Source organism: Streptomyces sp. NPDC096013, assembly GCF_044763565.1.
Lineage (GTDB): Bacteria > Actinomycetota > Actinomycetes > Streptomycetales > Streptomycetaceae > Streptomyces.
Genome location: NZ_JBIWGK010000004.1, coordinates 399,522 through 423,935, shown reverse-complemented (window position 1 = coordinate 423,935; position 24,414 = coordinate 399,522). Strand labels below are relative to the sequence as shown.

Genomic DNA, 24,414 nt, shown 5'->3' with positions numbered 1-24,414 from the left:
CCCTTTGGATACATCGGCGTATCGGATACATTCGCGTATCGAACCGAGGGCGGAGGGCCGGGCATGGTGGCGGAGACGGCGGCCAAGCGTGTGACCAGGCGGCGGGTCCGCACGCGGGCCAATCTGCTGGACGCCGCGTTCGCCGTGTTCGCCGCGAAGGGGTTCGGGCGGGTCTCCATCGAGGAGGTCTGCGAGGCCGCCGGTTACAGCCGGGGCGCGTTCTACTCGAACTTCGGCAGCCTGGACGAGCTGTTCTTCGCCCTCTACCGGGACCGCGCCGAGCTGATCGCCGAGCAGGTGGCGGGCGCGCTCGCCCTCGACGGGCCCGGCCTCGACGTTCCCGCCGCCGTGGACCGCGTCACCGACGTGCTGCTCCTCGACCGGGACTGGCTGCTGGTCAAGACCGACTTCCTGGTGCACGCGGCCCGGGACCCGGCCGTCGCCCAGACCCTGCTCGACCACCGGGCCCGGCTGCGCGGCGCGATCGCCGAACGGCTCACCCGCGCGGGTGGACACACCCGACTCCCAGCCGTGCTGGGCGACATCGACGGCGCCGCCCACGCGGTGATCGCCGCCTACGACGGGGTCACCACCCAACTGCTGCTCGACAAGGACGCGGAACGGGCGCGCTCCTGGCTCAGGCAGCTGCTCACCGCGCTGCTCACCGACAGCGGCAACACCCCTGAATGACAACCCACTTGAGAAGGGCAACGGTCGCCATGGATGCGGACGTCATCGTCGTCGGAGCCGGTCTGGCCGGTCTGGTCGCGGCCCATGAACTGACCAGCCGGGGCCGCCGGGTCGCCCTCGTCGACCAGGAGAACGCCAACAACCTCGGCGGGCAGGCCTTCTGGTCCTTCGGCGGACTGTTCCTCGTCGACTCGCCGGAACAGCGCCGCCTCGGCATCAAGGACTCCTTCGACCTGGCCTGGAACGACTGGCAGGGCAGCGCCGGCTTCGACCGCGTCGACGACGAGGACTCCTGGGCGGTGCGCTGGGCGCGCGCCTACGTCGAGTTCGCCGCCGGTGAGAAGCGCCCCTGGCTGGAGAGCCACGGCATCAAACTGCTCCCCACCGTCGGCTGGGCCGAACGCGGCGACCTGCGCGCCCACGGCCACGGCAACTCCGTCCCGCGTTTCCACGTCACCTGGGGCACCGGCACCGGGGTCGTCGAACCCTTCGTGGACTACGCGAAGCAGGCCGCCCGCGACGGACTGCTCACCTTCTACTACCGCCACCAGGTCGACGAGCTGGTGATCGAGGACGGAGAGGCACGCGGCGTCCGCGGCACGGTCCTCGCCGAGGACAACGCCGCCCGGGGCGTCTCCTCCAGCCGCGAGCCGATCGGCGCCTTCGAACTCACCGCCCAGGCCGTGATCGTCACCACCGGCGGCATCGGCGCCAACCACGACATCGTCCGCGCGTACTGGCCCGAGCGCCTCGGCACCCCGCCCGCCGAGATGGTCACCGGCGTCCCGGCCTACGTCGACGGCCGGATGCTCGACATCAGCGCCGAGGCGGGCGTACGGCTCGTCAACCGCGACCGCATGTGGCACTACACCGAGGGCCTCCAGAACTGGGACCCGGTCTGGCCCGGCCACGGCATCCGCATCCTGCCCGGCCCGTCCTCCCTGTGGTTCGACGCCCTCGGCCGCCGCCTGCCCGACCCGTGCCTGCCGGGCTACGACACCCTCAACACCCTCAAGTACCTGCGCACGACACCGGACCTGGCGGACCACGACCACTCCTGGTTCATCCTCACCCAGAAGATCATCGAGAAGGAGTTCGCGCTGTCGGGCTCCGAGCAGAACCCCGACATCACCGCCAAGGACAAGAAGGCGGTCCTGCGCGACCGGCTGCTAGGCAAGGGCGCGCCGGGTCCGGTGGACGCCTTCCTGCGCAAGGGCGCGGACTTCGTGACCGCCGGGAATCTGGAGCAACTCGTCGAGAAGATGAACCAGTTGACCGACAAGCCGCTCCTCGACGCGGCCGTCGTACGGCGCCAGATCGAGGCCCGCGACCTTCAGCTGACCAACCCCTATAGCAAGGACTCCCAGGTCCAGGGCATCCGCAACGCCCGCCGCTACATCGGCGACCGCCTCGGCCGCGTCGCCACCCCGCACCGCATCCTCGACCCGGCGGCCGGCCCGCTGATCGGCGTCAAGCTGCACGTCCTCACCCGCAAGACCCTCGGCGGCATCCAGACCGACCTGGACTCCCGCGCGCTGGCCGCCGACGGGAAGCCGATCGGCGGACTGTACGCGGCGGGCGAGGTCGCGGGCTTCGGCGGCGGGGGAGTGCACGGCTACAACGCCCTCGAAGGCACCTTCCTCGGCGGCTGCCTCTTCTCCGGGCGCGCGGCGGGACGCGCGGCGGCCAAGCAGACGGCCTGACCGGGCGGGACTTCGCTCGTCGGCGCTACGGCCCGTCCCCGCATGTCACGACGACAGGAGGCGGGCCAGCACCGAGGCGTGGCTCTCCTGCGGCGACCTGACCGCCGTCACCAGGGTCACCGGGCCCATCCGGACCAAGTTCCGCAAGGTGTGCAGGAGTTGGGCCGCTTCGGGCTCGGCGAGTTCGGCCTCGTAGCGGGCGGCGAACTCGTCGTAGGAGCCCTCGCCCGCGTGGTACCAGCGGCGCAGTTCGGTCGACGGGGTGAGTTCCCTGGGCCACTCGTCGACCCGGGCCGCGTCCTTGGACAGGCCGCGCGGCCAGAGCCGGTCGACCAGGACGCGGACGCCGTCCTCCGGCTCGGGCGGGTCGTAGACACGGCGCACACGGACGGTCACGGGCGGGGCTCCCTCGGGCGGCGGTGGTGCGGTGAGCCTACGTCCGGGCGGGCGCCGGGGGCGGGGACGACGCGGGGTGCGGTCCGGCCGGGCGGGTGGTCCCGCTGGTAAAATGGGGGCACGCTTCGATGTCGCCGGGGCCCGTGCCAAGGGGTACGGGCCCCGGTGGCGTTGCGGGCAACAGATCCAGGAAGGTTCCCCATGAACGCCAAGCCGCCGGCCGTTTCCTTCGACCAGCTGGGGCTGCCGCCCGCGCTGGTCGGGACGATGACCAGCCTCGGGGTGACCGAGCCGTTCCCGATCCAGGCGGCGACCCTGCCCGGCGCGCTCGCGGGCCGGGACGTGCTCGGCCGGGCGCGCACCGGTTCGGGCAAGACGCTGGCGTTCGGGCTCGCGCTGCTGGTGCGGACCGCGGGGAAGCGCGCCGAGTCGAAGCGACCGCTCGCGCTGGTCCTGGTCCCGACCCGGGAACTCGCCCAGCAGGTGAGCGACGCGCTGGAGCCGTACGCGCGGACGCTGGGGGTGCGGCTCGCGACGGTCGTCGGCGGGCTGTCGATCAATCGGCAGCAGGCGCAGCTGCGGACCGGCGTCGAGGTGCTCGTCGCGACGCCGGGGCGGCTGACCGATCTGGTGTCACGCCGGGACTGCCATCTCAACCAGGTGCGGATCACCGTGCTGGACGAGGCGGACCAGATGTGCGACCTCGGATTCCTGCCGCAGGTCTCGGACCTCCTCGCGCAGGTCCCGGCCGACGGGCAGCGGCTGCTGTTCTCGGCCACGCTCGACCGTGACGTCGAGACGCTGGTCAAGGAGCATCTGCACGACCCCGTTCACGCGTCGGTCGACCAGGTGGCGGGCTCGGTCGCGACGATGGACCACCATGTGCTGAACATCCACGCCGCCGACAAGTACGCGACGGCGACCGAGATCGCCGCCCGGGACGGCCGGGTGCTGATGTTCCTGGACACCAAGGCCGGTGTCGACCAGTTCACCCGTCATCTGCGGGCCAGCGGCGTCCGGGCCGCCGCGCTGCACAGCGGCAAGTCGCAGCCCCAACGCACCCACACGCTCGGCCAGTTCAAGGACGGCGCGATCACCGTGCTGGTCGCCACCAACGTCGCCGCGCGGGGCATCCACATCGACGCCCTCGACCTCGTCGTCAACGTCGACCCGCCCGCCGACGCCAAGGACTACCTGCACCGCAGCGGGCGTACCGCGCGTGCGGGGGAGTCCGGGCGCGTGGTCACCCTGGTCACCCCGAACCAGCGGCGGGACGTGAACCGGCTGATGTCCGAGGCCGGCATCCGGCCGACCGTCACGCAGGTGCGCTCCGGCGAGGAGCAGCTGACGGCCATCACCGGGGCGAAGCGACCGCCGACCACGACGAAGAGCAGCGGCGGGAACGCACCCTTCCGCGGGATGGGCACCCGGCCGGGACGGCCTGCCAAGGAGTCCCGGAAGGCCGCGGAGGCACGTAAGACGGCGGAGGCCCGGGCGGCGGCGCGGGTACGCAAGGGGCGCTAGCGGCAAGGGCGTTGGCGCTGAAGCCCTCGCGCGGGTCGGTCGGCCCCGACCGGCTCGCCCACTGGTCGGCCCCGACCGGCTCATCCACTCCCTCTGCGTCGATCTAACCGGCAAAGGCGCCACGACCGGTTAGCTGCGGGTACACACCGAACCGAAGGCCGCCCTCGACGCCAATAACCCCGGTCTGCGCGTGGGATTCGTGTTCGGCATCGACAAGAACACCCTCGGCGTGATGAAGCCCCAATAACTGCGCGCGAAGTCGTGTCGCGCATCTAGTCATACCGACTAGTCGGTACTAGCGTCCGCCCGAACGGAAGGAACCCCCAGCCTCCCGCCGTCCGCACCGTCCCCGGCCGTTCCAAAGGGAGCCGTATGCCCTCCGCCTCCGCATCCTTCGACACGAGCAGCCCAGGTGCCGACGCGCCCGGCACCGGTGCTCGCGGCTCGCTCGCCCGGCTGTACCGCCGCGACCTCGCGGCGTACCCGGCCACCGGGCGACGCATGTCGTACCTCGCGATCGTCGTGATCACGACCGTCGTGCTCTACTACATGCTCTACATCCAGTACGCGGTGGCGACGTCGATCATCACGCACTTCGACATGACCTACCGCTACTTCGTGTGGGTCTCGGTTGTCGGCAACGCGGTCGGGGCCTTCGCCTCCCTCGTCGCCGGCCTCGCGGACCGCTGGGGACGCGCGAACCTCGTGGTCTACGGCCTGCTGGTGGCCGCGCTCCTGGTCTTCTTCGGACTGCCCAACGCGGGCGACAAGACGACGTACTTGGTGCTGTTCGCCGCCGTGAGCTTCATCGAGGGCATCGTCCTCGTCGCCACCCCGGCCCTCATCAGGGACTTCTCACCCCAGCTCGGCCGCGCCACCGCGATGGGCTACTGGACGATGGGCCCCGTCATCGGCAGCCTCGTCGTCACCTCGGTCACCAGCAGCACGCTCTCCACCTCCACCTGGGAGGACGAGGTCCGCTACTCCGGGGCCGCCGGACTCATCGTCTTCGTCGTCGCCCTGTTCGCCCTTCGGGAGCTGGCCCCGGCTCTGCGCGACCAGATCATGGTCAGCCTGCGCGACCGCGCCCTGGTCGAGGCCCGCGCCAAGGGCCTCGACACCGAGGCCGTACGACGCGGTGAATGGCGGCAGATGCTGCGCCTGGACATCCTCGGCTCCGCCTTCGCGATCGCGGTCTTCCTGCTCCTCTACTACGCGGCCGTCGGCAACTTCGTCGTCTACTTCTCGACCACCTTCGGCTACAGCGAGCAGCGCACCAACGCCCTCGCCAACTGGTACTGGGCCGCGAACGCCCTCGCCCTGATCGTGGCCGGACTGCTCTCCGACCGGCTGCTGGTGCGCAAGCCCTTCATGATCGTCGGCGGGGTCGGCGCCATCGTCGCGACCGGGTTCTTCGCCGCCCTGGCCACCCACGCCACGACCGGCTACTACACCTTCGCCTGGCTGTTCGTCGCGATCGGCGTGTTCAGCGGGGTCGCCTACGCCCCCTGGATGGCGAGCTTCACCGAGACCGTGGAGAAGCGGAACCCGGCCGCCACCGCCGCGGGCCTCGCGGTCTGGGGCTGGACGGTACGGATCGTGGTCGCCGTGTCGGCGGCGTTCATCCCGGTGCTCGTCACCTCCGTCACCCCGCTCGTCGAGCACGGCGCCGAGGTGGCGGCCGCGACGAAGCAGGCGGCCCCGGCCCTCGCCATCGTCGACGCCCACCCCCAACTCTTCGCCGAACTCGGCAAGTACACGCCCACCACCACGCCCCCTGCCCTGGCCGCCCAAGCGGTCAAGGAGGTCGGACCGGCCGACCTGGCCGCCGTAAAGAAGGCGCAGCCGCAGCTCAAGGTCCTCAAGGAGTACGGGCCGAAGGTGCAGAAGGCCGCGGAGAACGGCCCGGGGGAGTGGCGCACCTGGTGGTGGATCTGCGTCGGCGGCCAAGTCCTGTTCCTGCCCTTCGTGTTCGTGATGGCCGGCCGCTGGAGCCCGAAGAAGGCCCGCGAGGACGCGGCGGTCCACCAAGAGGCCGTCGACCGCGAACTGGCCGCGCTCACCCCGAGCGAGGTCTGACCGGCCGGCACTTCGACCGCCGCCGCGGCCCGGGCGCGACAGCCCCCGGGCCGCGGCGTGTTGGTGCCGGCGCCCGGACTTTGCCTCGACATGAGGGATTCCGGGGGAGTCCCCGGCCTAGTCTCTGAGGCGAATGATCACCCCCCTCACTCATGTAGGAGCGCATGTGACGCACCTCCGGCCGCAGTCCACAAGACGCACCGCCGTGCTCCGCCGCAGCGCCGTCGTGGCCACCGTCCCCGTCGCCGTAGCGGCCCTGCTCGCGGCCGCCGCGCCCGCGGGCGCCACGACCATCGGCTCGTCCGGCGCGGGAGACCCGTACTTCCCGCTCTCCGGGAACGGCGGCTACCACGTCGCCCACTACGGACTGACGCTCCGTTACGACCCGACGAGCCGCCACCTCGACGGCACCGCCGTCCTCACCGCCCGCGCCACCGAGAAGCTCACCCGCTTCGACCTCGACTTCAAGGGCCTCACGGTCACCGGCCTCACCGTCGACCACGTCAAGGCAGGCTTCCGCCGCGCCGGCCAGGAACTCGTCGTCACCCCGCGCCACGCCCTGCGCAAGGGCCAGCGCTTCCAGGTCACCGTCACCTACAAGGGCGTCCCGAAGCAGGTCACCGACCCCGACGGCTCGGCCGACGGCTGGATCGCCACCGACGACGGCGCCTTCGTGGCCGGTGAGCCGCAGGGCGCGATGACCTGGTTCCCGGCGAACAGCCACCCCAAGGACAAGTCGGCGTACGACTTCACGATCACCGTCCCGCAGGGCCGCACCGCGGTCGCCAACGGCGTGCTCCTCGGGCAGCGGACCGCGCACGGGAAGACCACGTTCCGCTGGCACGCGCCGGAACCCATGGCCGCCTACCTCGCCACCGCGACGGTCGGGAAGTTCAAGGTCGAGCAGTACACCACCCGCGACGGCGTCAAGGTGTACAACGCCGTCGACCCGCGTGAAGTCGCCGCGGCCGCACCCGTGTTGAAGAAGCTCCCCGCCGTCCTGGAGTGGGAGACCAAGCTGTTCGGCCCCTATCCGTTCCGCTCGGCCGGGTCGATCGTCGACCACGCCCCCGACGTGGGCTACGCCCTGGAGACCCAGGGACGGCCGCTCTACGACTCGGCGCCCGACCTCAGCACCCTCGTGCACGAGAACGCCCACCAGTGGTTCGGGGACTCCGTCTCCCTCACCGCCTGGAAGGACATCTGGCTCAACGAGGGCTTCGCGACCTACGCGGAGTGGCTCTACAGCGAGCAGCACGGCGGCAAGACCGCCCAGCAGACCTTCGACGCGCTGTACGCCCGCAAGGCGACCGACGACCTGTGGGCCTACCCGCCCGGCGACCCCGGCAGCGGCGCGAACATCTTCGGCACCCCGGTGTACGCCCGCGGCGCCATGGCCCTGCACGAACTGCGCCTGGCCGTCGGCGACAAGACGTTCTTCTCGATCCTGCGGACCTGGGCCGGCGCCCACCGGTACGGCCACGGAACCACCGCGCAGTTCGTCAGCCTGGCGGAACGGAAATCGGGCACACGACTGGATGCCCTCTTCCACACCTGGCTCTACACGAAAGGCAAGCCGACCCAGCCGTAGGAACTGACGAGTTCCTCACATGTGTCGGTCATCGTCGACTCATGATCACTCGTTTTCCCTCGGTCGCACTGGTCGCCGCATCCGTTCTCCTCACGGGATGCGGCGGCGGTGCGCTGGCGGCGACGGACCACGCGTCCGCCCCCACCCCCGCCTCCTCGTCCCCAACCTCGTCTGCGCCCTCGCCCTCGTCGGAGATATCCGCCGAGGCCGCGGCCCGGCAACTCCCGGGCGTGGGGCCGAAGATGCTGGCCCGGATACCCGCGGACACCGAGCAGGTCGTCCTGGTCACCGGCCGGGGCGTGAACTCCGCCCTCTCCACCCTCGCCCTGTACGAGCGCACCGACGACGGCTGGGAGGAGACCGCCACCTGGGCCGCGCACAACGCGCGCAGGGGCTGGTCCGACCACCACATGGCCGGTGACCTGCGCTCACCGGTCGGTGTGTATGGGCTCACGGACGCGGGCGGCCTGCTCAAGGACCCCGGCACCAAGCTCTCGTACGACCAGGGGCCGGGCTTCGTCTCGCCCGGCACCGGCTTCGAGGGCGAACCCCTCGCCGGGTCCTTCGACTACGTGATCGCCATCAACTACAACCGAAAGCCCGGCACTTCACCCCTCGACTGGACCCGCCCGCTCGGCTCCTCGCGCGGCGGCGGCATCTGGATCCACGTCGACCACGGCGGCCCCACCCACGGCTGCGTCAGCATCGCCGAGGACCACATGGAAGAACTCCTGCGCACCCTGGACCCGGCCCGGCACCCCGTCGTCGTCATGGGCGACGCCGCCGCCCTCGGCCACTGACCGCCTAGGATCCGCCACGTGTGCGCACATGTGCTGGTCGCCGAGGACGACGAGATGCAGGCCGAGCTGATACGACGCTCCCTGCTGACGGAGGGCCACACCGCGACCGTGGTCCACGACGGGGCCGCCGCCATCACGGCGGCCCGGGAACTCAGACCCGACCTCGTGGTGCTCGACCTCATGCTGCCCTTGATCGACGGCTTCGGGGTGTGCCGGGTGCTGCGCGGCGAGGACGACATCCCCGTGCTGATGCTCACCGCCCGCTCCACCGAGGACGACGTCCTGCTCGGCCTCGAACTCGGCGCCGACGACTACATGACGAAGCCGTACAGCCCGCGTGAGCTGATGGCCCGCATCCGCACGGTCCTGCGGCGCAGCGGCCGGGCCGCCGAGGACCGGCAGGAGGACACCGTCGTCCGGGCGGCGGGTCTCTCCGTCGACGCGGTACGCCACGAGGTGCGCTGCGACGGGGTGCCGGTGGACTGCACACCGGCCGAGTTCGAGATCCTCCTCGCCATGACCACCGAGCCCGAACGGGTCTTCTCCCGGCGGCAGTTGCTCCAGTACACCCGGGGTCTCGACCGGGCGTCCACGGAACGGGCCGTCGACGTCCACATCATGAACCTGCGCCGGAAGATAGAGGCGGACCCGCGGCGCCCGATCCGGCTGCTGACCGTGTTCGGCGTCGGCTACAAGCTGCGCGGCGGTCGCGCGTGAGGCCCCGGATACCGCTGCGCAAGCGGCTCCTGGTCCGGCTGCTCGTCGCCACCGTGCTGATCGCGCTGTGCTCGGTCGGGGCGACGGCCTGGCTGGCGGTGGAGACCACCACCCGGGCCATCAAGGAGGAACAGGGCCAGGACCTCGCCGACGACATGCGCATCCTCGCGCGGCTCAGCGGCTACGCCGCGACCCACCCCGAGTGGACGGGCGTCGCACCGACCGTCCGCGCCCTCTCGGTGACGATGGGCCGCCGGATCGCCCTGACGACCTCCGACCGCACGCTCATCGCCGACTCCGCACCGCACGGCACCTCCCTGCCGCCCCGCGCCGCCGCGAACATCGACCCGCTGCACACCGACACGTACACGGAGCCGGGCGCCCAGCTCAGTGGACTGGACCCCCGGGTCGTCGGACCGTACCGGCTGACCGCGAAGGAACGCGTCCGGCTGGCGAAGCTGGCCAAGGACCGTCAGGCGTGCTTCGAACAGAGCGGAATCGACACGACCATCACGGTGACGCCCAGCGGCCGTCCCGTCCTCACCGACGCGGACGGCAACGACGCCAACGGCGGCTATGTGCCCGACCGGTGCGCCGACGGGAAGCTCAACTCCCCGACCCCCACCGAGAGCAAGGCGCTGAAGAGCCTGCTGGCGAGCGCCCAGCCCTGCCTGACCCGGGAAGGCGTGGGCTACAAGGTCCCGTACTTCGGGGTCGACGTCTTCGACAAGAGCCTGGGTTCCCGCTACACCATCAGCGCGTACACCAAGATGGGCGACGCGGCCGGTCTCCGCGCGGCGCAGGCCTGCACCGACGCCGCCCGTCGCGCCCAACTGGAGCCGTACGTCGCACCGGTGGCCGAACTCTTCCTCGGCGGCGGCCACACCACCGCCCCCCGCTTCGACGTCTCCCCGGCGAACAAGGCCAAGGTCGTCGGCGCGGCGGCGGCCGTCCTCGCGCTGACGGTCCTGGTGACGGCGGTCGTCGCCACCCGGCTCGTACGCCCCCTGCGCGCGCTGACCGAGGCGGCCCAGCAGCCGCCCGAGCTGCACGTCCGGGTGCCGGTGCGGACCCGGGACGAGACCGGCATCCTCGCCGAGGCGTTCAACGACCTCACCGAACGCCGGGAACGCCTGGAGGCCCAGCGCAAGGCCATGGTCAGCGACATCGCCCACGAACTGCGCAGCCCCCTCACCAACATCCGCGGCTGGCTGGAGGTCACCCGGGACGGCTTCGTCGAACCCGACCCGGCCCTCCTCGGCTCCCTGCACGAGGAGGCGATGGTCCTCCAGCGCGTCATCGACGACCTCCAGGACCTCGCCGCCGCCGACGCCGGCACCCTGCGCCTGCACCGTGAACCGGTGCGCGTGGAGGACCTCGTCGACCAGGTCGTCGCCGCGTACCGCGTCTCCGCCGACACGGCCGGGGTCGCCCTGACCGGCAAGACGGACGACTCCCTCTGGCTGGAGGCCGATCCGGTCCGCATGCGCCAGGTCCTCGGCAACCTCGTGTCCAACGCGCTGCGCCACACACCGGCCGACGGCACCGTCACCCTGACCGCGTGGCGCGAGGCCGGCACCGTCGTCCTGACCGTCAGCGACACCGGCTCGGGCATCGCCCCCGAGAACCTCACCCACGTCTTCGACCGCTTCTGGCGCGCCGACCAGTCCCGCAGCCGCCGCACCGGAGGCAGCGGCCTGGGCCTGTCCATCGTCCGCGACCTGGTCGCCGCCCACAACGGCACGGTGGAGGCGACGAGCGAGCCCGGCACCGGTTCGGTGTTCACCCTACGATTGCCCAACGCCGAGGCGCCGAACGGAGATTGATGCCCGCTCAGATCAGCGCGACGGCGCGGGAGTTGACGCCGGTCACTGCTCCCGCAGCCCCCACGGCGACCCGTACTCCGTCAGCAGGTCGAGGAACGGCCCGGCCGGAAACGCCTCGGGGCCCAGCACACCCGCCCCGCTCCACGCCCCCGTGGCCAGCAACTCCAGTGCGATCACCGGGTTGATGGCGGTCTGCCAGACCACGGCCTGGGAGCCGTACTCCGCCATCGACCACTGGTTGTCGACCACGTGGTACAGATACACCTCACGCGGCGCCCCGTCCTTCGTGCCCCGCACCCACGTGCCCGCACACGTCTTGCCGTGCATACGGTCGCCCAGCGTCGCGGGGTCGGGCAGACAGGCGGCCACCACATCCCTCGGCGACACGGCAGCCGGCCCGGCGGCACTCGGCACGGTGACCGGCTCGGTGCGGTCGAGCCCCAGCAGATGCAGGGTCTTCAGGGTCTCGATGAACTCGTTGCCGAGCCCGTACTTGAAGGTGACCCGGCGCGCGTCCACCCAGCGCGGCACGAGCAGCACCTCCTCGTGCTCCACGTTCACGCACTCGACCGGCCCGATGCCCTCGGGGAAGTCGAACACCTCGGGCTCGCTGAACGGTTCGGTGGTGAACCAGCCTCGGTCGGCCTCGTAGACCACAGGAGGGTTCAGGCATTCCTCGATCGTCGTCCAGATGGAGAAGGAGGGCGCGAAGTCGTAGCCGTCGACGGTGAGGTTCGCCCCGTCGCGGATGCCGATCTCCTCGATCTCGTCGAAGAGTTCGTCGGCCGCGTACCGCGCGAACACGTCCGACAGCCCCGGCTCCACCCCCATCCCGACCAGCGCCAGCGCACCCGCCTTCTCCCAGTCGGCCGCGTCCTCGAACTGCGCGTCCCCGAGCTTGACCCCGCACTCCTCGTACGGCCGTTCCGGGTGCGGCCGGGACAACGACATCGCCATGTCGAGGTAGTCGGCCCCGGCGGTCCGTGCCGCGTGGAACAGGGGGAGGACGAAGCGCGGGTCGGTCGCGTTCAGCAGCACATCGCACGCGTGCGCCCGCAGCGCCGTCACGACGGCCTCCTCGTCGCTCGCGTCCAGCCGCACGGCGGTGAACCGGCCGCCGTCGACCCCGAGCGCCGCGACGGCCGCCTCCGCGCGGGACAGGTCGTAGTCGGCGACCACCATTGCCTCGAAGAACGGACGCCGGGCCGCGATCCGGGTGACCGCGGTCCCCACCCCACCGGCTCCCACGAGCAGTACACGCATGACAAGAACTCCTTCACTGCCGAGCTGCGAACGTCAGCGGGCCTGCCGGAGATACAACGCCGGTCGCACGGATAAGGTCAATGGCGTTGGCATAAGGAGAGTGGGAGGCCGCGATGCCGAAACCGGTGGTGTCCGAGGAGAAGCGGCGACGGCGTCGTCCGACCAGGAGCGGCACCGTCCTGTCCGAGCAGCTGATCGTCGACACGGCCCTGCGCATGCTGCGCGAACACGGCAGCGCGGGCCTCACCGCCCGCCGCCTGGGGCTGGCCCTGGACGCCGACCCCAGCACCCTCTACCGCTACTTCCGCGGCATGGACGAACTGACCCTGGCCATCGGTGACGCCCTCGTCGGACAGGCGCTGCGGGGCTGGGAGCCGACGGGGGAGTGGCGCCCCGACCTGCGCGCGATCGGGCTGCGCATCCACGCGGCGTACGTCGCCCACCCGCAGGCCGCCCAGCTCACCGCGAGCCGTGTCACCGGCCGCCCCAACGAACTCGCCGCGGACGAGGCCGTGCTGGACATCCTCCGCACGGCCGGCTTCCCCCTCCCGGACACCGTCCGGATCTACCACGCCTTCATCGACCAGACCCTGGCCTTCGCCGCCCTCGACGCGGCGTCCCTGGCCCTCCCGAGCGCCGCCCTGCACGCCGACGAGTCCATGTGGCGCTCGACCTACGCCCACCTCCCCCGCACCACCCACCCCCGCATCGCCGAGGCGGCCGAGCTTCTGGCGGCCCGTATGCCCGACAGCGCCTACCCGACGGCGCTGGACATGCTCCTGGACAGCGCGGCCGCCCAGCTGAAAACCGTCCGGCCCTGAGCGAACCGAGCGAGGCTGTGCCCGTACTGGCCGGCGCCCCACAGGGGCGCGGGGAACCGCGCGACCGGCCAGAACGGCGCCGCACCAGAAAAACCGGCACGGACACCCCCACGGCCGGGGCCGCACACCGCCCCGGTCTACGACCCGCTCACCCCCGCAACACCTCGCCCGCCACCCCCACAACCGCCCCCGCCACCGCGGCCAACGCCGGCGAATCCAACTTCCACTGCTGCCAGTACAGCGGCACCTCGACCGACCGCGAAGGCGCGAAGTTCACCAGCCTCCCGGCTCGCACCAGCGGAGCTGCCTGTATCTCGGGCACCATCCCCCACCCCAGCCCCGCGGTCACCGCCTCGAGGAACCCCTCCGAGGTGGGCACAAGATGCCGTACGGCACCCGCCCCGCCCTGCCCCCGCCCCAGCCGCCGCACGAACGTGTCCTGAAAGTCGTCGAGCCGGTCGAAGGTGACCACCGGCGCCTCGGCCAGCGCGTCCTTCAGCGGACCACCGAGATACGCGTCCCTGAACTCCGGGTTCGCGACCGGGAGGTACCGCATCCGCCCCAACGCCCGCACCGAACAGCCCGGCACGGCGTCCGGCGAGGAGGTGACCGCCGCCATGACCAGCCCCTCGCGCAACAGGGCCGCCGTATGGTCCTCGTCCTCCCGGCGGAGTTCGAAGCAGACCCGCAGCTCGCGCGGGACACGGGTGAGCGCCTCCAGGAACCAGGTGGCGAGGGAGTCGGCGTTCACCGCGATCGACACGCGGGTCGCCTCACCAGCCCCGCTCATCCCCAGCTCGGCGCGCGCGTCCCGCTCCAGCCGGGCCAGCTGACGGGCGAACCGCACGACCACCTCGCCGGACTCGGTCGTCCGCACCGGCTTGGTGCGCAGCAGCAGGACCCGGCCCGTCCGCTGCTCCAGCGCCTTCACCCGCTGACTGACCGCGGACGGCGTCACATGCAGCGCGGACGCCGCCGCGTCGAACGTGCCCTCGTCCACCACCGCGAGCAGTGTCCGCACCTGGTCCAGGGGCAGTTCGGAAACCATCACAAGTGCTAATGATACGTAAGAATCATTAGCTGTACTCCTGATGCCATCGTCCTTAGCGTCGAGGGCGTGAACAACGCACTTTCCGCAGCCGCCGCGGGCTTCGGCACCGGCCTCTCGCTCATCGTCGCCATCGGCGCCCAGAACGCCTTCGTCCTGCGCCAGGGCATCCGCCGCGAGGCGGTCCTCGCCGTGGTCGGCATCTGCGCCCTGTCCGACGCGCTCCTCATCGCCCTCGGCGTCGGCGGTGTCGGCGCGGTCGTGGTCGCCTGGCCGGGCGCGCTGCGGGCGGTCGGCCTGATCGGCGGCGCCTTCCTGCTCGTCTACGGCGTCCTCGCGGCCCGCCGGGTGTTCCGCCCCGCCGCCCTGCACGCCGAGGGCGAGGCGACCCGTTCGCGCCGCCGGGCCGTGCTCACCTGCCTGGCGATGACCTGGCTCAACCCGCACGTCTACCTGGACACCGTGTTCCTGCTCGGCTCGATCGCCGCCGGCCGCGGCCCGCTGCGCTGGACCTTCGGCCTCGGCGCCGTCTGCGCCAGCGTGTGCTGGTTCGCCGCCCTCGGCTTCGGCGCCCGCCTGCTGAGCCGCTTCCTCGCCAAGCCCTCGGCCTGGCGGGTCCTGGACGGCCTGGTCGCCGCGACGATGATCGGTCTCGGCGCGACGCTCGCCGCCGGAGCGTGAGACGGCCGGTTCGGCAGCCACAGCCGGTGCTGCGATAGTGAACCCCGGTCGATTAGATGTAGCGAGCAACCAGGAAGCCAGTGGACACCAGCGAGAGCACCGACAGCGGCACCGAACCCGAGTCGGAGAAGGACCGGGAACCGGCGACAGCACCCCGGCACGGCTGGCGCCGCTGGGCCATGGACACCCGCCCCCTGCACATCCCCGCCTACCGCCGCCTGTGGTCCTCGACCATCGTCACGGCCGTCGGCAGCCAGCTCACCGCGGTCGCCGTACCCAAGCAGATCTACGACATCACCGGCTCCTCCGCCTGGGTCGGCGCCGCCAGCATGGCCGGCCTGCTGCCGCTCATCGTGTTCGCGCTGTGGGGCGGCGCGATCGCCGACACCATGGACCGCCGCAAACTCCTGCTGATCACCAACAGCGGGATAGCCGTGACCTCGGTGCTGTTCTGGGTGCAGGCCGCCGTCGGCCTCGACTCGGTGACCGCGCTGATGGTGCTGCTCGCCATGCAGCAGGCGTTCTGGGGCCTCAACGCGCCCGCCCGCAACGCCTCCATCGCCCGTCTGGTCCCGGCCGGGCAGCTGGCCGCCGCCAACGCCCTCGGCTCGACCGTGATGCAGACAGGGCAGGTCGTCGGACCTCTCCTCGCGGGCGTTCTCATCCCGGTCATCGGCCTGCCCGAGCTGTACCTCATCGACGCGCTGGCCCTGTGCGTCACGCTCTGGGCGGTCGTGAAACTGCCCTCGCTGCCGCCCCTGGCGTCCGCGACCCCGCGCCGCGCGGGCTGGCGCGAGGTCGTCGCCGGCTTCCGCTACATCTCCCTGCACAAGGTGCTGCTGCTGTCCTTCCTCGCCGACATCATCGCGATGGTCTTCGGCATGCCCCGAGCGCTCTTCCCCCAGCTCGCCGCCCAGACCTACGCGCCCTACGGCGAGGGCCTCGCCCTCGGCATGCTGTTCGCGGCGATCCCCATCGGCGCGGTGGTCGGCGGACTCTTCTCCGGCACTTTCTCGCGAGCCCGCCGGCACGGCTGGATGGTGATCGGCGCGGTCGTCGCCTGGGGCGCGGCCATCACCGGCTTCGGGTTGAGCGGCAACCTCTGGATCGGCGTGGTCTTCCTCGCCGCCGCCGGGGTCGCCGACATGGTCTCCATGGTGTTCCGCGGGGCGATCCTGCTGTCCGCCGCCACCGACGAGATGCGCGGCCGGATGCAGGGTGTCTTCACCGTCGTCGTCGCGGGCGGCCCGCGTCTGGCCGACGTCCTGCACGGCTCGGCCGGTTCGGCCTTCGGCCCGCGCACGGCGGTCGCGGGGGGCGGCATCTTGGTGATCGTCATCATGCTGGCCCTGGCCGCGACGGTCCCGGCGCTGCGCCGCTACCGCATCTGAGGGCGCCCAGGGCCGGTCCGGCGGAGCCTTGTCGCGGGCGCGGGGCCGATCGGTCGCCGTTTCCTTCCTGCGGCCGGACGCCGGACAGGCCCTAGACCGGCCGGTGGATCGCGTAGTGCTCCATCAGCTTGCTCCGGGTCATCTGGAGGCGGTGCGCGAGGATCTCGGCGACGATCCGGACCAGGGAGAGTCCGAGCAGCGGGTCCTCCACGCACACGGCGAGGACCGCCGACGCGTCGAACTCGTAGGCCCGCACCGCGCTGAACGCCTCCGCGCCGAAGTCCCATTCGTACGGCGGGAACAGCCACGACCAGCCGAGCAGGTCGCCCGCGCCGAGCGTGGCCACGGTGACCCGCTGCTGCGGGGTGACCTGCTGGTCGAGCGAGACGGCACCGGAGCGCACGACCCAGAAGCGGTCGGCCGTGCCACCCGCCTCGAAGATCCTGGAGTCCTCGGCGAACGAGACCTCGCGGGCGAGTTCCATCAGCCGCTCGCGCTGGGCCTGGGGCAAGGCGGTCAGCAGTTTTATCGCTTTGGTCATGGCACAGGGCTCCTCGCCGGCAGCGGATCCGGAATTCTCCCTACGCCCATTTCAGCCTCTGCCGACGCCCCAGGCACCTCGGGGGCGGAAACGGGCAGAAAAAAGCCCTGGCTGGACGGGGGAGACCAGCCAGGGCCGTAAGCGGTGGCGGCGGAGGACGGTACGGTCGACTCCGTGACCACGTATGAATGAACCGTAAACCATCAACGCGTCATTTGTACCCGGGTCAACCGGTCGCGTGACCGGTTTCACTTCGTGGGGCGGCCCGGCCGGGGTCGACGATCTCGTCCAGCACCCGCAGGACCGTCTCGTAGGCCACCTCCCGTACGGCGTCGCCCTGTTGCGCCCACGTCTGCATCTCCTGGGCGGCGAAAGCCCTGGCCCGCCGGATGCGCCGCAGCAGTTCGTCCGAGTCCACGACATCAGTCATGCCCGTCGCCTACCCCGGCGCGCGCGGTTCACTTCGCCGGAGCGCCGATCGGCACGTCGAGCGGGCGGGCCAGGCCGACCACGGCCTCGTCCAGGCGCTGCAAATGGCGCAGCACGCGGTCGGTGACCCGGCCGTAGCGCGGGGTCTCCGGCGTGCCGGGCCGCAGCAGGGACGCGATGCTCGGCCCGGTCTCGATCTCGCCGACGGCGGCTTCGTCCCCGTCGGAGACGTGCGCGCCGATCACCCCGATGTTGTGCACGATCCGCCGGCCCGCCTCCCGCAGCCGCGGATCCGCCGCTATCGACGGATGCGTGGGCAGCAGCTCGGCCGTCGCCGCCAGATACCGCGCGTGATAGGCGCAGGTCTCCAGCAGCGCGACGACGTACCGTGCCGTGTCCCGGCGCGCCCGCAACGGCGTGATCGGGTGCGTCAACGGCTGCGTGGACGCGCTCAGATCGGCCAGCGCCTGGTCCAGGTCCCGTGCCCTGTCGAGCAGTTCGGTCGCGGTCCCGCCGCTGAGCTGGTCGACGGCGGCCTCGGTGACGTCCGTGAGCCGCTCCAGCACGGTGCCGAGGAGTTCGTTCGTACGGCGGTCCGTGTGCACCGGCAGCACCAGCGCCGCCGCGACCACCCCGCAGGCCGCGCCGAGTGCGGTCTCCTCCACCCGCAGCACCAGCACCGACGCGCTGTAGGTGTGCAGCAGCGTGTAGAGCAGGCCCAGCATCGCGGTGACGAAGAACGACATCAGGGTGTACGACAGCGGCGCCGTGTAGAACATCGCGAAGATGAACAGCAGCACCAGCGCGAACGCCGTCCACGTGTGAGGCCCGACCAGACCCGCGAGGCCGATACCGGCGACGACACCAAGGACCGTGCCCAGCAGCCGCCGGTAGCCCTTGACCAGGATCTCGCCCGTGGACGAGGTGTTGAGGAACACGATCCAGCAGGTCAGCACCGCCCAGTACCAGCGCTGACTGGACAGGAACTCGCCGCCGACGATGGCCAGCGACGACCCCACCGCGACCTGCACCGCCGCCCGCGTCGTCGGCCGCCGCAGCCCGGTGCGGTCCGCGTCCTCGGAGTCGCTCTCCTCGCTGCCCGCGATGGCGAGGTCCTCCGCGTCCAGCTCCTCGCGCGAGCGGGTCGTCGCGGGCGTGTCCTCCGACTCGTCCTGCGGCCCGTCCACCGCGATCCGCAGCCCCAGCACCGCCCGCCCGGCCTCACCGATGCCCCGGAACACGTCCTGCACGGCGTCCGAGGCGTCGGGCAGGTTCTCCTCCTCCCGGTACCCCAGCAGCCGGTTGCGCACATGGGCCAGCGCGGTGCCCGAGTCCAGGCCCGAGGGGCGCAGCACCAGCAGCCGCAGCGCCTCCAGATCGCGGCGGAGCGTCTCGGTCGCCTCGTCCCGCACCGGCGGCCGGGCGGCCGGCGGGACCGGCGCCCCGGGCAGATGCAGGGTCAGCGTGTGTCCCCGCTCGGCGCTGCGCGCGGTCAGCAGGAGCAGGCCCAGCCGCTCGGCGGCGACCTCGGCGTCGGCGATACGCCGCTGCACGAGCCGCGCCACCGTCTCGTCGGAGGTCCCGTCCTCCAGCCGGCCCTGGATCAGCAGCGCCGTCTCGTGCAGCCGCGCGGTGCCCTCACGCACGTCGGCCAGGACCTTCTCCATGTCGTCGGGACCGGCGTCGAGCAACGCGAGCTGTGCGGTGACGAGTTGCGCGAACCGCGCCCGGAACGCCCGCCGCAGCCGGTCCAGCGTCCCCGTCGGCGTCTCCGGCACCAGCGCGAACCGCACCAGCGCGCTGCACACGAAGGCCACGCCGATCACGCCGTACAGCCGCGGCAGCGCGGCGGCGGTCGCGCCGACGAACAGGGACAGGAAGTAGATCTGGAAGCCGATCAGACCGAGCGCCGTGCCGCGGTCGCCGAAGCGGCGGCTGTAGACGGCGCCGAAGATCAGCAGGACGAAGAAGACGTCACCGGCGACCACCCGCGAGTTCAGCAGCGCGCTCAGCGACACCGAGGCCAGCGCCACCGGCAGCCCCAGTGCGAGCGTCACCGCCTGCTGTCCGCGCTGCTTCTCGCGGATCGCGAACGTCGACACCATCGCGGACATCGCCCCGGCCACCAGATGCGGCACCGAGGCCCCCGCGAGGGAGAGCACGGCGAGGGTGAGGGCGATCGAGCAGACCGTCCGCAGCCCCGCCGTCAGTCGCAGCAGTCCGGGATCGGACGCCGAGACGCGATCCCACACCCGTGCCCACGCCGCCCGTCCCGCTGCCCTCACGCCGCCGTACTCTCCCCAGGTTCACGCCAAGATCCGTAACCCCGATGCTACGGCTCCTGGGTTCCGGACCCCTCGACGCGTTCCCGCACCTGCTCCGGGCTGAGGTACGAGTCGGTGTACTCGAAGTCCTTCAGCGTGGCCGGTTTGCGGGCCTGGAAGCCGGTGCGCACGAAGTCGTCGCCTGCCAGCGCGTTCAGCGTCCAGTTCGTCGCGACGCGGACCTTGGCGACGGTCGTGCGCAGCGCCGACCAGTGGTAGCCGCGGGCCACGACCTGGGCGGGGAAACCGCGCAGTTCGATACCGAGCGGCTTGGACACCGCGTCCTTGCCGCCGAGGTCCACGACGAGCCCGAGGTCCTTGTGGACGTACTGCTTCAGTGGCTGGTTGCGCAGGGTCGCGATCACGTTCTCCGCGACGACCCTGCCCTGCCGCATGGCGTGCTGCGCGGTCGGCGGGCAGATCGCCCCGTCCTCGCCCTTGGCCTCGTCCGGCACCGCACCGGCGTCACCGAGCGCGAACACCCCGTCGTGGCCGGGCAGGTTCATGGCGGCGGTGACCGCGAGCCGCCCGCGCACCGTCTCCGCGCCGAGCGTCGCGACCAGCGGACTGGCGACCACACCGGCCGTCCAGATCAGCGTCCGGGTCGGCACCACCCGCCCGTCGGTGAAGGTGACCTCCTCCGGGCCCGCCTTCGCGATCGAGACACCCAGGGAGATGTCGATACCCCGCCGGGTCAGGACCTCCTGCGCGCTCCTGCCGAGCTTGTCGCCCAGCTCGGGCATCAGCTTCGGCGCGATGTCGATGAGGTGCCACTTGATCAGACCCGGGTCCAGACGCGGATACCGCTTGACCGCGGCATGCGTCAGCTTTTGCAGACAGGCGGCCGTCTCCGTGCCGGCGTACCCGCCGCCCACCACCACGAACTGAAGCCGCGACGCCTTCTCCGCCGGGTCGTCGCTCGCGTCCGCGAGGTCCAGCTGTGTGATGACGTGGTCGCGGATGTACGCGGCCTCCGCAAGGGTCTTCATCCCGAAGGCGTGGTCCGTCAGCCCGGGGATGTCGAAGGTGCGGGTGATGCTGCCGGGGGACAGCACGATGTAGTCGTAGGGCTCGTTCACGATCTCGTCGTTGATCGTGCGGATCACACAGACCTTGGCCTTGATGTCCACACCGATCGCGCCGCCCGGGATGATCCGGGTGCGGTACTTGCTGCTGCGGCGCAGCGAGACGGCGATCGACTGCGGGGTCAGGACGCCGGAGGCGACCTGGGGCAGCAGGGGCAGATAGAGCTGGTAGGAGAACGGCGTCACCAGCGTGACGTCGGCTTCCTCCGGGGTCAGTTTCCTCTCCAGGCGGCGAACGCACTCCACTCCTGCGAAGCCTGCGCCAACCACCAGGATCCTCGGTCGTGTCACGGTGTTCATCCCTTCTGCGGCTCCAGGCGGTCTGCCTCGACGCCGTACGCCTGCCCCTGGATCGCTGCTTCGCACCACAGTCGATCCCATCGTGCCGGGAGCCGTTCCGCCAGCTGAGCGCGGCAGGCAGACGAACGCGTGGGCACCAGCATGCCCCGCCGAGGCTGTCCGTACGCCGCGGATGTGTGAACAAATGGCGTATCCGGATGACCTTCGACCCGCCTCTCGGCGATCGCTCCTGACCGTAGAGTGCACGCCATGTCGCACACTCAGCCCGAGCCGGGGTCAGGCTTCCGCACCCAGAACATCGACGCCGGCAACGTGACGCGGCTGGTGGCCGCGCTCGACATCCAGGAAGCCAATCCAGGCGTACGACGACTGCGCGCGTGGGCGCACGAGGCACTCGCCGCGGGCAGCGGCGAGCGCGCCCTGGACATCGGGGCAGGCACCGGCTCGACCACCCGTGAACTGGCCGCCGCCGTCGGCTCGAACGGGTCGGCGCTCGGCGTCGAACCCAACCCCGGACTGCGCGCCATCGCCGAGGAACGTGCCGCGTCGGCCGGTAACCCGGCCCGCTTCACCGACGGCGACGCGCTGTCCCTGCCGGTGCCCGACGCCTCCGTCGACGTCGTCTGGTGCGAACGGGTGCTCCAGCACCTCACGGAACCCGACAAGGCCGTCGCCGAGATCGCCCGCGTGCTGCGCCCCGGCGGACGCGTCGCCCTCCTCGACACCGACTGGGCGACCACGATCCTGCACCCGGGGGACCCCGAGATCACGGCCGCGTTCACCTCCGGCGCCCTCACCGGCGCGGTCAACCCCTACTCGGGACGCCGGCTCGTGGGCCAGCTCAGCGCCGCCGGACTCGTCGTCGACGACCGCGGCTCGCAGGCGCTGCTCCAGGACCACCGGTCGGTGGCCTGGCCGCTGATCCGCATGCTGGGCGAGTCCGCGGTGCGCCGCGGGGCGCTCACCGAGGCCCAGCGCGACCGGGCCTACGCCGACCTCGCCGAGGCGGCCGAGCGCGGCGCGCTGCACATGTCCGTCACGATGTTCGCGGTCGTCGCCCACCGCCCCGAGTGACACCCGGCCTGACTGACACCCGGCCGGAAGGACCCCGGCCACGAGTGATCCCGGGCCGGTGAGGTCAGCGGAACACGTTGTCCGCGTCGTCCCAGCCCGACAGCTGCTCCTCCGCCGTCGACTGCTGCGGGGTACGCGCGCGTGCCTGGTACATCGCGTCGATCTCGAACGCGTAGTGCCGCACGATCGCGTCCCTGCGCAGCTTCATCGACGGCGTCAGCAGTCCGCCCGCCACGTCGAACGGCTGCGGCAGCACCCGGAACACCCGGATCGACTCGGCGCGCCCCACAGGGCTGTTGGCGGTCGCGACGGCCCGGGTGATCTCCTCCCGCAGCGCGTTCTCCTCGCGCGCCTCCCGGCCACGCGCGTCGCTCTGCAACGCCAGCCCGGCCCGCCAGTGCGCGACGAACTCCGGGTCCAGGGTGAGCAGCGCCCCCACACAGGGACGGTCGTCGCCGACGACCACCGCCTGATGGATCAGCGGATGCATCCGCAGCCGGTTCTCCAGGGCGGCCGGCGCGACGCTCTTGCCGCTGCTGGTGATGATGATGTCCTTCTTGCGGCCGGTGATCGTCAGATAGCCCTCGGTGTCCAGCCGTCCGATGTCCCCGGTGGCCAGCCAGCCCGCGTGCAGGACGCTCCGGGTCGCCCGCTCGTCGTTGATGTAACCCTGGAACACCGACGGGCCGTTCACCATGATCTCCCCGTCCTCGGCGACCCGGATCTCCGTGCCCGGCAGCGCCTGCCCGACCGTGCCGATCTTCTCCCGGCCCAGCGGCTGCATCGTGATCCCGCCGGAGGTCTCCGTGAGGCCGTAGCCGTCGTGCACGAGGATGCCGATACCCGAGTAGAACAGGGACAGTTCACGGTTCAGGGGGGAGCCGCCCGAGGTGGCGCGGACCACCCGGCCGCCCAGTGCGGAGCGCAGCTTCCGGTACACCGTCCGCTCGAACACGGCGTGCTGGAGCCGAAGATCGAGGGCCGGGCCCGAACCCCGGCCCAGTCTCTGTCTCTCCTCGGCCGCCGCGAACTCCCGCGCGGTCGCCGCCGCCCGGTCGAACAGGGCGCCGCGGCCCGCCTGTTGGGCCGTACGGAGAAAGTTCTTGTAGATCTTCTCGAAGATCGACGGCACCGCGTACAGATAGGTCGGCCGGAACGAACGCAGCCCCGACACCAGGGCCTCCTCCGTCATCTCCGGCTCATGAGCCATCACCCAGCCGCCGCGCATGCACAGGGCCTGGATCATCAGCCCGTACACATGCGAGAACGGCAGGAAGGCCAGCACGGACGGTTGTTCGCCCGGCGGGGCCGCCGTGTGCGACCAGCCCGCGAGCAGTGTGTCGACGGGGCTGGCGAGGCTGCGGTGGCTCAGCGCGCAGCCCATGGGGCGGCCCGAGGTGCCCGACGTGTAGGCGATCACCGCGGTGGAGTCCGGCATCACGATCCGGCGCAGCGAGTCCACCGTGGTCTGCGGTATGAACGTGCCCCGCTCCGCGATCTGGGCCAGCGCCCCGGAGTCCAGCTGCCAGACGTGCCGCAGCAGCGGCAGCGCGGCACACACCGTGCCGACCGTCATGATGCCCTGCTCGTCCTCCACCACCACGGCCACACAGTTCGCGTCCCGCAGTATCCACTCGACCTGCTCCCGCGAGGACGTCGGATGCACCGGCACGACCTCGGCGCCCACCGCCCACAGGGCGTGGCTCAGCACCGTCCACTCGTAACGGGTGCGGGCCATGATCGCGACCCGGCTGCCCGGCGAGATCCCGGACGCGATCAACCCCTTGGCCAGATCGACGACTTCGTCCCGCAGCTCTACGGCGGTCACCTCCTCCCACACCGTGGAGGCGGGGTCCGCCCGCCGTGCGACCAGCGGAAGGGTGGGATTGCGGACGGCCATCTCGAAGATGCTGTCGGCGAGGCCGCCGGTCAGGGTGGAGGTGGGGGGTGGAGCGACGGCGAAGTCGCGCATGCGCTGCTCCTGGGTTGTACGGGGCGTGACTTGGCCGATCATTACTGTTATCGACGGTGCTCGAATGTAGCCCAGGTGTGAGCGATTGGTGTGGGGAACAGGGAAGTGCTCTCGCGTAGTTCGGTGGTTGAGTGGAAATGACTCGACGGCACGGGGGGT

The 24,414-nt window shown here is 71.5% G+C and carries 20 protein-coding genes; 12 read left to right on the top strand and 8 right to left on the bottom strand.

All coding sequences use genetic code 11. The features are described 5' to 3' along the window. Positions 1–63 precede the first annotated feature (63 nt). Both ACIRB1_RS16645 and ACIRB1_RS16640 read left to right on the top strand, forming a co-directional pair. Positions 64–690, top strand: a complete 627-nt coding sequence (locus ACIRB1_RS16645; protein ID WP_352181409.1) for a TetR/AcrR family transcriptional regulator — start codon at positions 64–66, stop codon at positions 688–690. Between the two features lie 29 nt (positions 691–719). Further along, the gene (locus ACIRB1_RS16640) at positions 720–2,393 is read left to right on the top strand and encodes an FAD-binding dehydrogenase (RefSeq protein WP_403466024.1); all 1,674 of its coding nucleotides are present in this window, start codon (positions 720–722) and stop codon (positions 2,391–2,393) included. Between the two features lie 45 nt (positions 2,394–2,438). Here ACIRB1_RS16640 and ACIRB1_RS16635 read toward each other — a convergent pair whose 3' ends face one another. Continuing rightward, positions 2,439–2,789 carry a DUF488 family protein gene (locus ACIRB1_RS16635; protein WP_352181411.1) on the bottom strand — a complete coding sequence of 117 codons (351 nt, stop codon included), beginning with the start codon at positions 2,787–2,789 and terminating at the stop codon, positions 2,439–2,441. Between the two features lie 201 nt (positions 2,790–2,990). Here ACIRB1_RS16635 and ACIRB1_RS16630 point away from each other — a divergent pair, with 201 nt between their 5' ends. The 6 genes from ACIRB1_RS16630 (at position 2,991) to ACIRB1_RS16605 (ending at position 11,326) form a co-directional block, all read left to right on the top strand. After that, on the top strand, positions 2,991–4,313 hold the full coding sequence (locus tag ACIRB1_RS16630) for a DEAD/DEAH box helicase (protein WP_403466023.1): 1,323 nt from the start codon (positions 2,991–2,993) through the stop codon (positions 4,311–4,313). 372 nt (positions 4,314–4,685) lie between these two features. Beyond that, entirely contained in the window at positions 4,686–6,392 is a 1,707-nt protein-coding gene (locus ACIRB1_RS16625; RefSeq protein ID WP_403466022.1) for an MFS transporter, read from the top strand. A 166-nt stretch (positions 6,393–6,558) separates the two neighbouring features. Continuing rightward, the gene (locus ACIRB1_RS16620; protein WP_403466021.1) at positions 6,559–7,983 is read left to right on the top strand and encodes a M1 family metallopeptidase; all 1,425 of its coding nucleotides are present in this window, start codon (positions 6,559–6,561) and stop codon (positions 7,981–7,983) included. A gap of 41 nt (positions 7,984–8,024) precedes the next feature. Beyond that, entirely contained in the window at positions 8,025–8,783 is a 759-nt protein-coding gene (locus ACIRB1_RS16615; RefSeq protein WP_352181415.1) for a L,D-transpeptidase family protein, read from the top strand. Between the two features lie 18 nt (positions 8,784–8,801). Further along, complete coding sequence (locus ACIRB1_RS16610; RefSeq protein WP_352181416.1) at positions 8,802–9,500, top strand: response regulator transcription factor; 699 nt, start codon at positions 8,802–8,804, stop codon at positions 9,498–9,500. Continuing rightward, complete coding sequence (locus ACIRB1_RS16605) at positions 9,497–11,326, top strand: HAMP domain-containing sensor histidine kinase (RefSeq protein ID WP_352181417.1); 1,830 nt, start codon at positions 9,497–9,499, stop codon at positions 11,324–11,326. The genes ACIRB1_RS16610 and ACIRB1_RS16605 overlap by 4 nt, the downstream gene beginning before the upstream one ends. A gap of 42 nt (positions 11,327–11,368) precedes the next feature. Here ACIRB1_RS16605 and ACIRB1_RS16600 read toward each other — a convergent pair whose 3' ends face one another. Then, positions 11,369–12,589, bottom strand: a complete 1,221-nt coding sequence (locus ACIRB1_RS16600) for a saccharopine dehydrogenase C-terminal domain-containing protein (protein ID WP_352181418.1) — start codon at positions 12,587–12,589, stop codon at positions 11,369–11,371. Positions 12,590–12,702: 113 nt separating this feature from the next. On the opposite strand from ACIRB1_RS16600, the gene ACIRB1_RS16595 reads away from it, so the two are divergent. Continuing rightward, positions 12,703–13,410, top strand: coding sequence for a TetR/AcrR family transcriptional regulator (locus tag ACIRB1_RS16595; protein ID WP_352181419.1), 708 nt, complete (start codon positions 12,703–12,705; stop codon positions 13,408–13,410). A gap of 148 nt (positions 13,411–13,558) precedes the next feature. Here ACIRB1_RS16595 and ACIRB1_RS16590 read toward each other — a convergent pair whose 3' ends face one another. After that, on the bottom strand, positions 13,559–14,458 hold the full coding sequence (locus ACIRB1_RS16590; protein WP_352181807.1) for a LysR family transcriptional regulator ArgP: 900 nt from the start codon (positions 14,456–14,458) through the stop codon (positions 13,559–13,561). Between the two features lie 69 nt (positions 14,459–14,527). Here ACIRB1_RS16590 and ACIRB1_RS16585 point away from each other — a divergent pair, with 69 nt between their 5' ends. Then, the gene (locus tag ACIRB1_RS16585; protein WP_352181420.1) at positions 14,528–15,139 is read left to right on the top strand and encodes a LysE/ArgO family amino acid transporter; all 612 of its coding nucleotides are present in this window, start codon (positions 14,528–14,530) and stop codon (positions 15,137–15,139) included. An 80-nt stretch (positions 15,140–15,219) separates the two neighbouring features. Beyond that, positions 15,220–16,530, top strand: coding sequence for an MFS transporter (locus ACIRB1_RS16580; RefSeq protein ID WP_352181421.1), 1,311 nt, complete (start codon positions 15,220–15,222; stop codon positions 16,528–16,530). Between the two features lie 91 nt (positions 16,531–16,621). Here ACIRB1_RS16580 and ACIRB1_RS16575 read toward each other — a convergent pair whose 3' ends face one another. The 4 genes from ACIRB1_RS16575 to ACIRB1_RS16560 form a co-directional block, all read right to left on the bottom strand. After that, positions 16,622–17,071, bottom strand: coding sequence for a cyclic nucleotide-binding domain-containing protein (locus ACIRB1_RS16575; RefSeq protein WP_352181422.1), 450 nt, complete (start codon positions 17,069–17,071; stop codon positions 16,622–16,624). 226 nt (positions 17,072–17,297) lie between these two features. Continuing rightward, the gene (locus ACIRB1_RS16570; RefSeq protein WP_403466020.1) at positions 17,298–17,501 is read right to left on the bottom strand and encodes a hypothetical protein; all 204 of its coding nucleotides are present in this window, start codon (positions 17,499–17,501) and stop codon (positions 17,298–17,300) included. A 28-nt stretch (positions 17,502–17,529) separates the two neighbouring features. Continuing rightward, on the bottom strand, positions 17,530–19,785 hold the full coding sequence (locus ACIRB1_RS16565) for an FUSC family protein (RefSeq protein WP_403466019.1): 2,256 nt from the start codon (positions 19,783–19,785) through the stop codon (positions 17,530–17,532). Between the two features lie 47 nt (positions 19,786–19,832). After that, the gene (locus tag ACIRB1_RS16560) at positions 19,833–21,209 is read right to left on the bottom strand and encodes an NAD(P)/FAD-dependent oxidoreductase (RefSeq protein ID WP_403466018.1); all 1,377 of its coding nucleotides are present in this window, start codon (positions 21,207–21,209) and stop codon (positions 19,833–19,835) included. A 249-nt stretch (positions 21,210–21,458) separates the two neighbouring features. On the opposite strand from ACIRB1_RS16560, the gene ACIRB1_RS16555 reads away from it, so the two are divergent. Beyond that, positions 21,459–22,283: a methyltransferase domain-containing protein gene (locus ACIRB1_RS16555; RefSeq protein WP_403466017.1), complete on the top strand. Its 825-nt coding sequence runs from the start codon at positions 21,459–21,461 to the stop codon at positions 22,281–22,283. Between the two features lie 64 nt (positions 22,284–22,347). Here the strand turns inward: ACIRB1_RS16555 and ACIRB1_RS16550 are convergent, their stop codons facing one another. Then, on the bottom strand, positions 22,348–24,255 hold the full coding sequence (locus ACIRB1_RS16550) for an AMP-dependent synthetase/ligase (protein WP_403466016.1): 1,908 nt from the start codon (positions 24,253–24,255) through the stop codon (positions 22,348–22,350). Positions 24,256–24,414: the final 159 nt, after the last annotated feature.

Bases quoted from the DNA above. Each gene is read 5' to 3' on its own strand.
- ACIRB1_RS16625 (WP_403466022.1), top strand. From the start codon at position 4,686: ATGCCCTCCGCCTCCGCATCCTTCGACACGAGCAGCCCAGGTGCCGAC.
- ACIRB1_RS16590 (WP_352181807.1), bottom strand. From the start codon at position 14,458: ATGGTTTCCGAACTGCCCCTGGACCAGGTGCGGACACTGCTCGCGGTG.
- ACIRB1_RS16560 (WP_403466018.1), bottom strand. From the start codon at position 21,209: ATGAACACCGTGACACGACCGAGGATCCTGGTGGTTGGCGCAGGCTTC.
- ACIRB1_RS16600 (WP_352181418.1), bottom strand. From the start codon at position 12,589: ATGCGTGTACTGCTCGTGGGAGCCGGTGGGGTGGGGACCGCGGTCACC.
- ACIRB1_RS16630 (WP_403466023.1), top strand. From the start codon at position 2,991: ATGAACGCCAAGCCGCCGGCCGTTTCCTTCGACCAGCTGGGGCTGCCG.
- ACIRB1_RS16595 (WP_352181419.1), top strand. From the start codon at position 12,703: ATGCCGAAACCGGTGGTGTCCGAGGAGAAGCGGCGACGGCGTCGTCCG.
- ACIRB1_RS16645 (WP_352181409.1), top strand. From the start codon at position 64: ATGGTGGCGGAGACGGCGGCCAAGCGTGTGACCAGGCGGCGGGTCCGC.
- ACIRB1_RS16615 (WP_352181415.1), top strand. From the start codon at position 8,025: ATGATCACTCGTTTTCCCTCGGTCGCACTGGTCGCCGCATCCGTTCTC.
- ACIRB1_RS16570 (WP_403466020.1), bottom strand. From the start codon at position 17,501: ATGACTGATGTCGTGGACTCGGACGAACTGCTGCGGCGCATCCGGCGG.
- ACIRB1_RS16550 (WP_403466016.1), bottom strand. From the start codon at position 24,255: ATGCGCGACTTCGCCGTCGCTCCACCCCCCACCTCCACCCTGACCGGC.
- ACIRB1_RS16640 (WP_403466024.1), top strand. From the start codon at position 720: ATGGATGCGGACGTCATCGTCGTCGGAGCCGGTCTGGCCGGTCTGGTC.
- ACIRB1_RS16575 (WP_352181422.1), bottom strand. From the start codon at position 17,071: ATGACCAAAGCGATAAAACTGCTGACCGCCTTGCCCCAGGCCCAGCGC.
- ACIRB1_RS16555 (WP_403466017.1), top strand. From the start codon at position 21,459: ATGTCGCACACTCAGCCCGAGCCGGGGTCAGGCTTCCGCACCCAGAAC.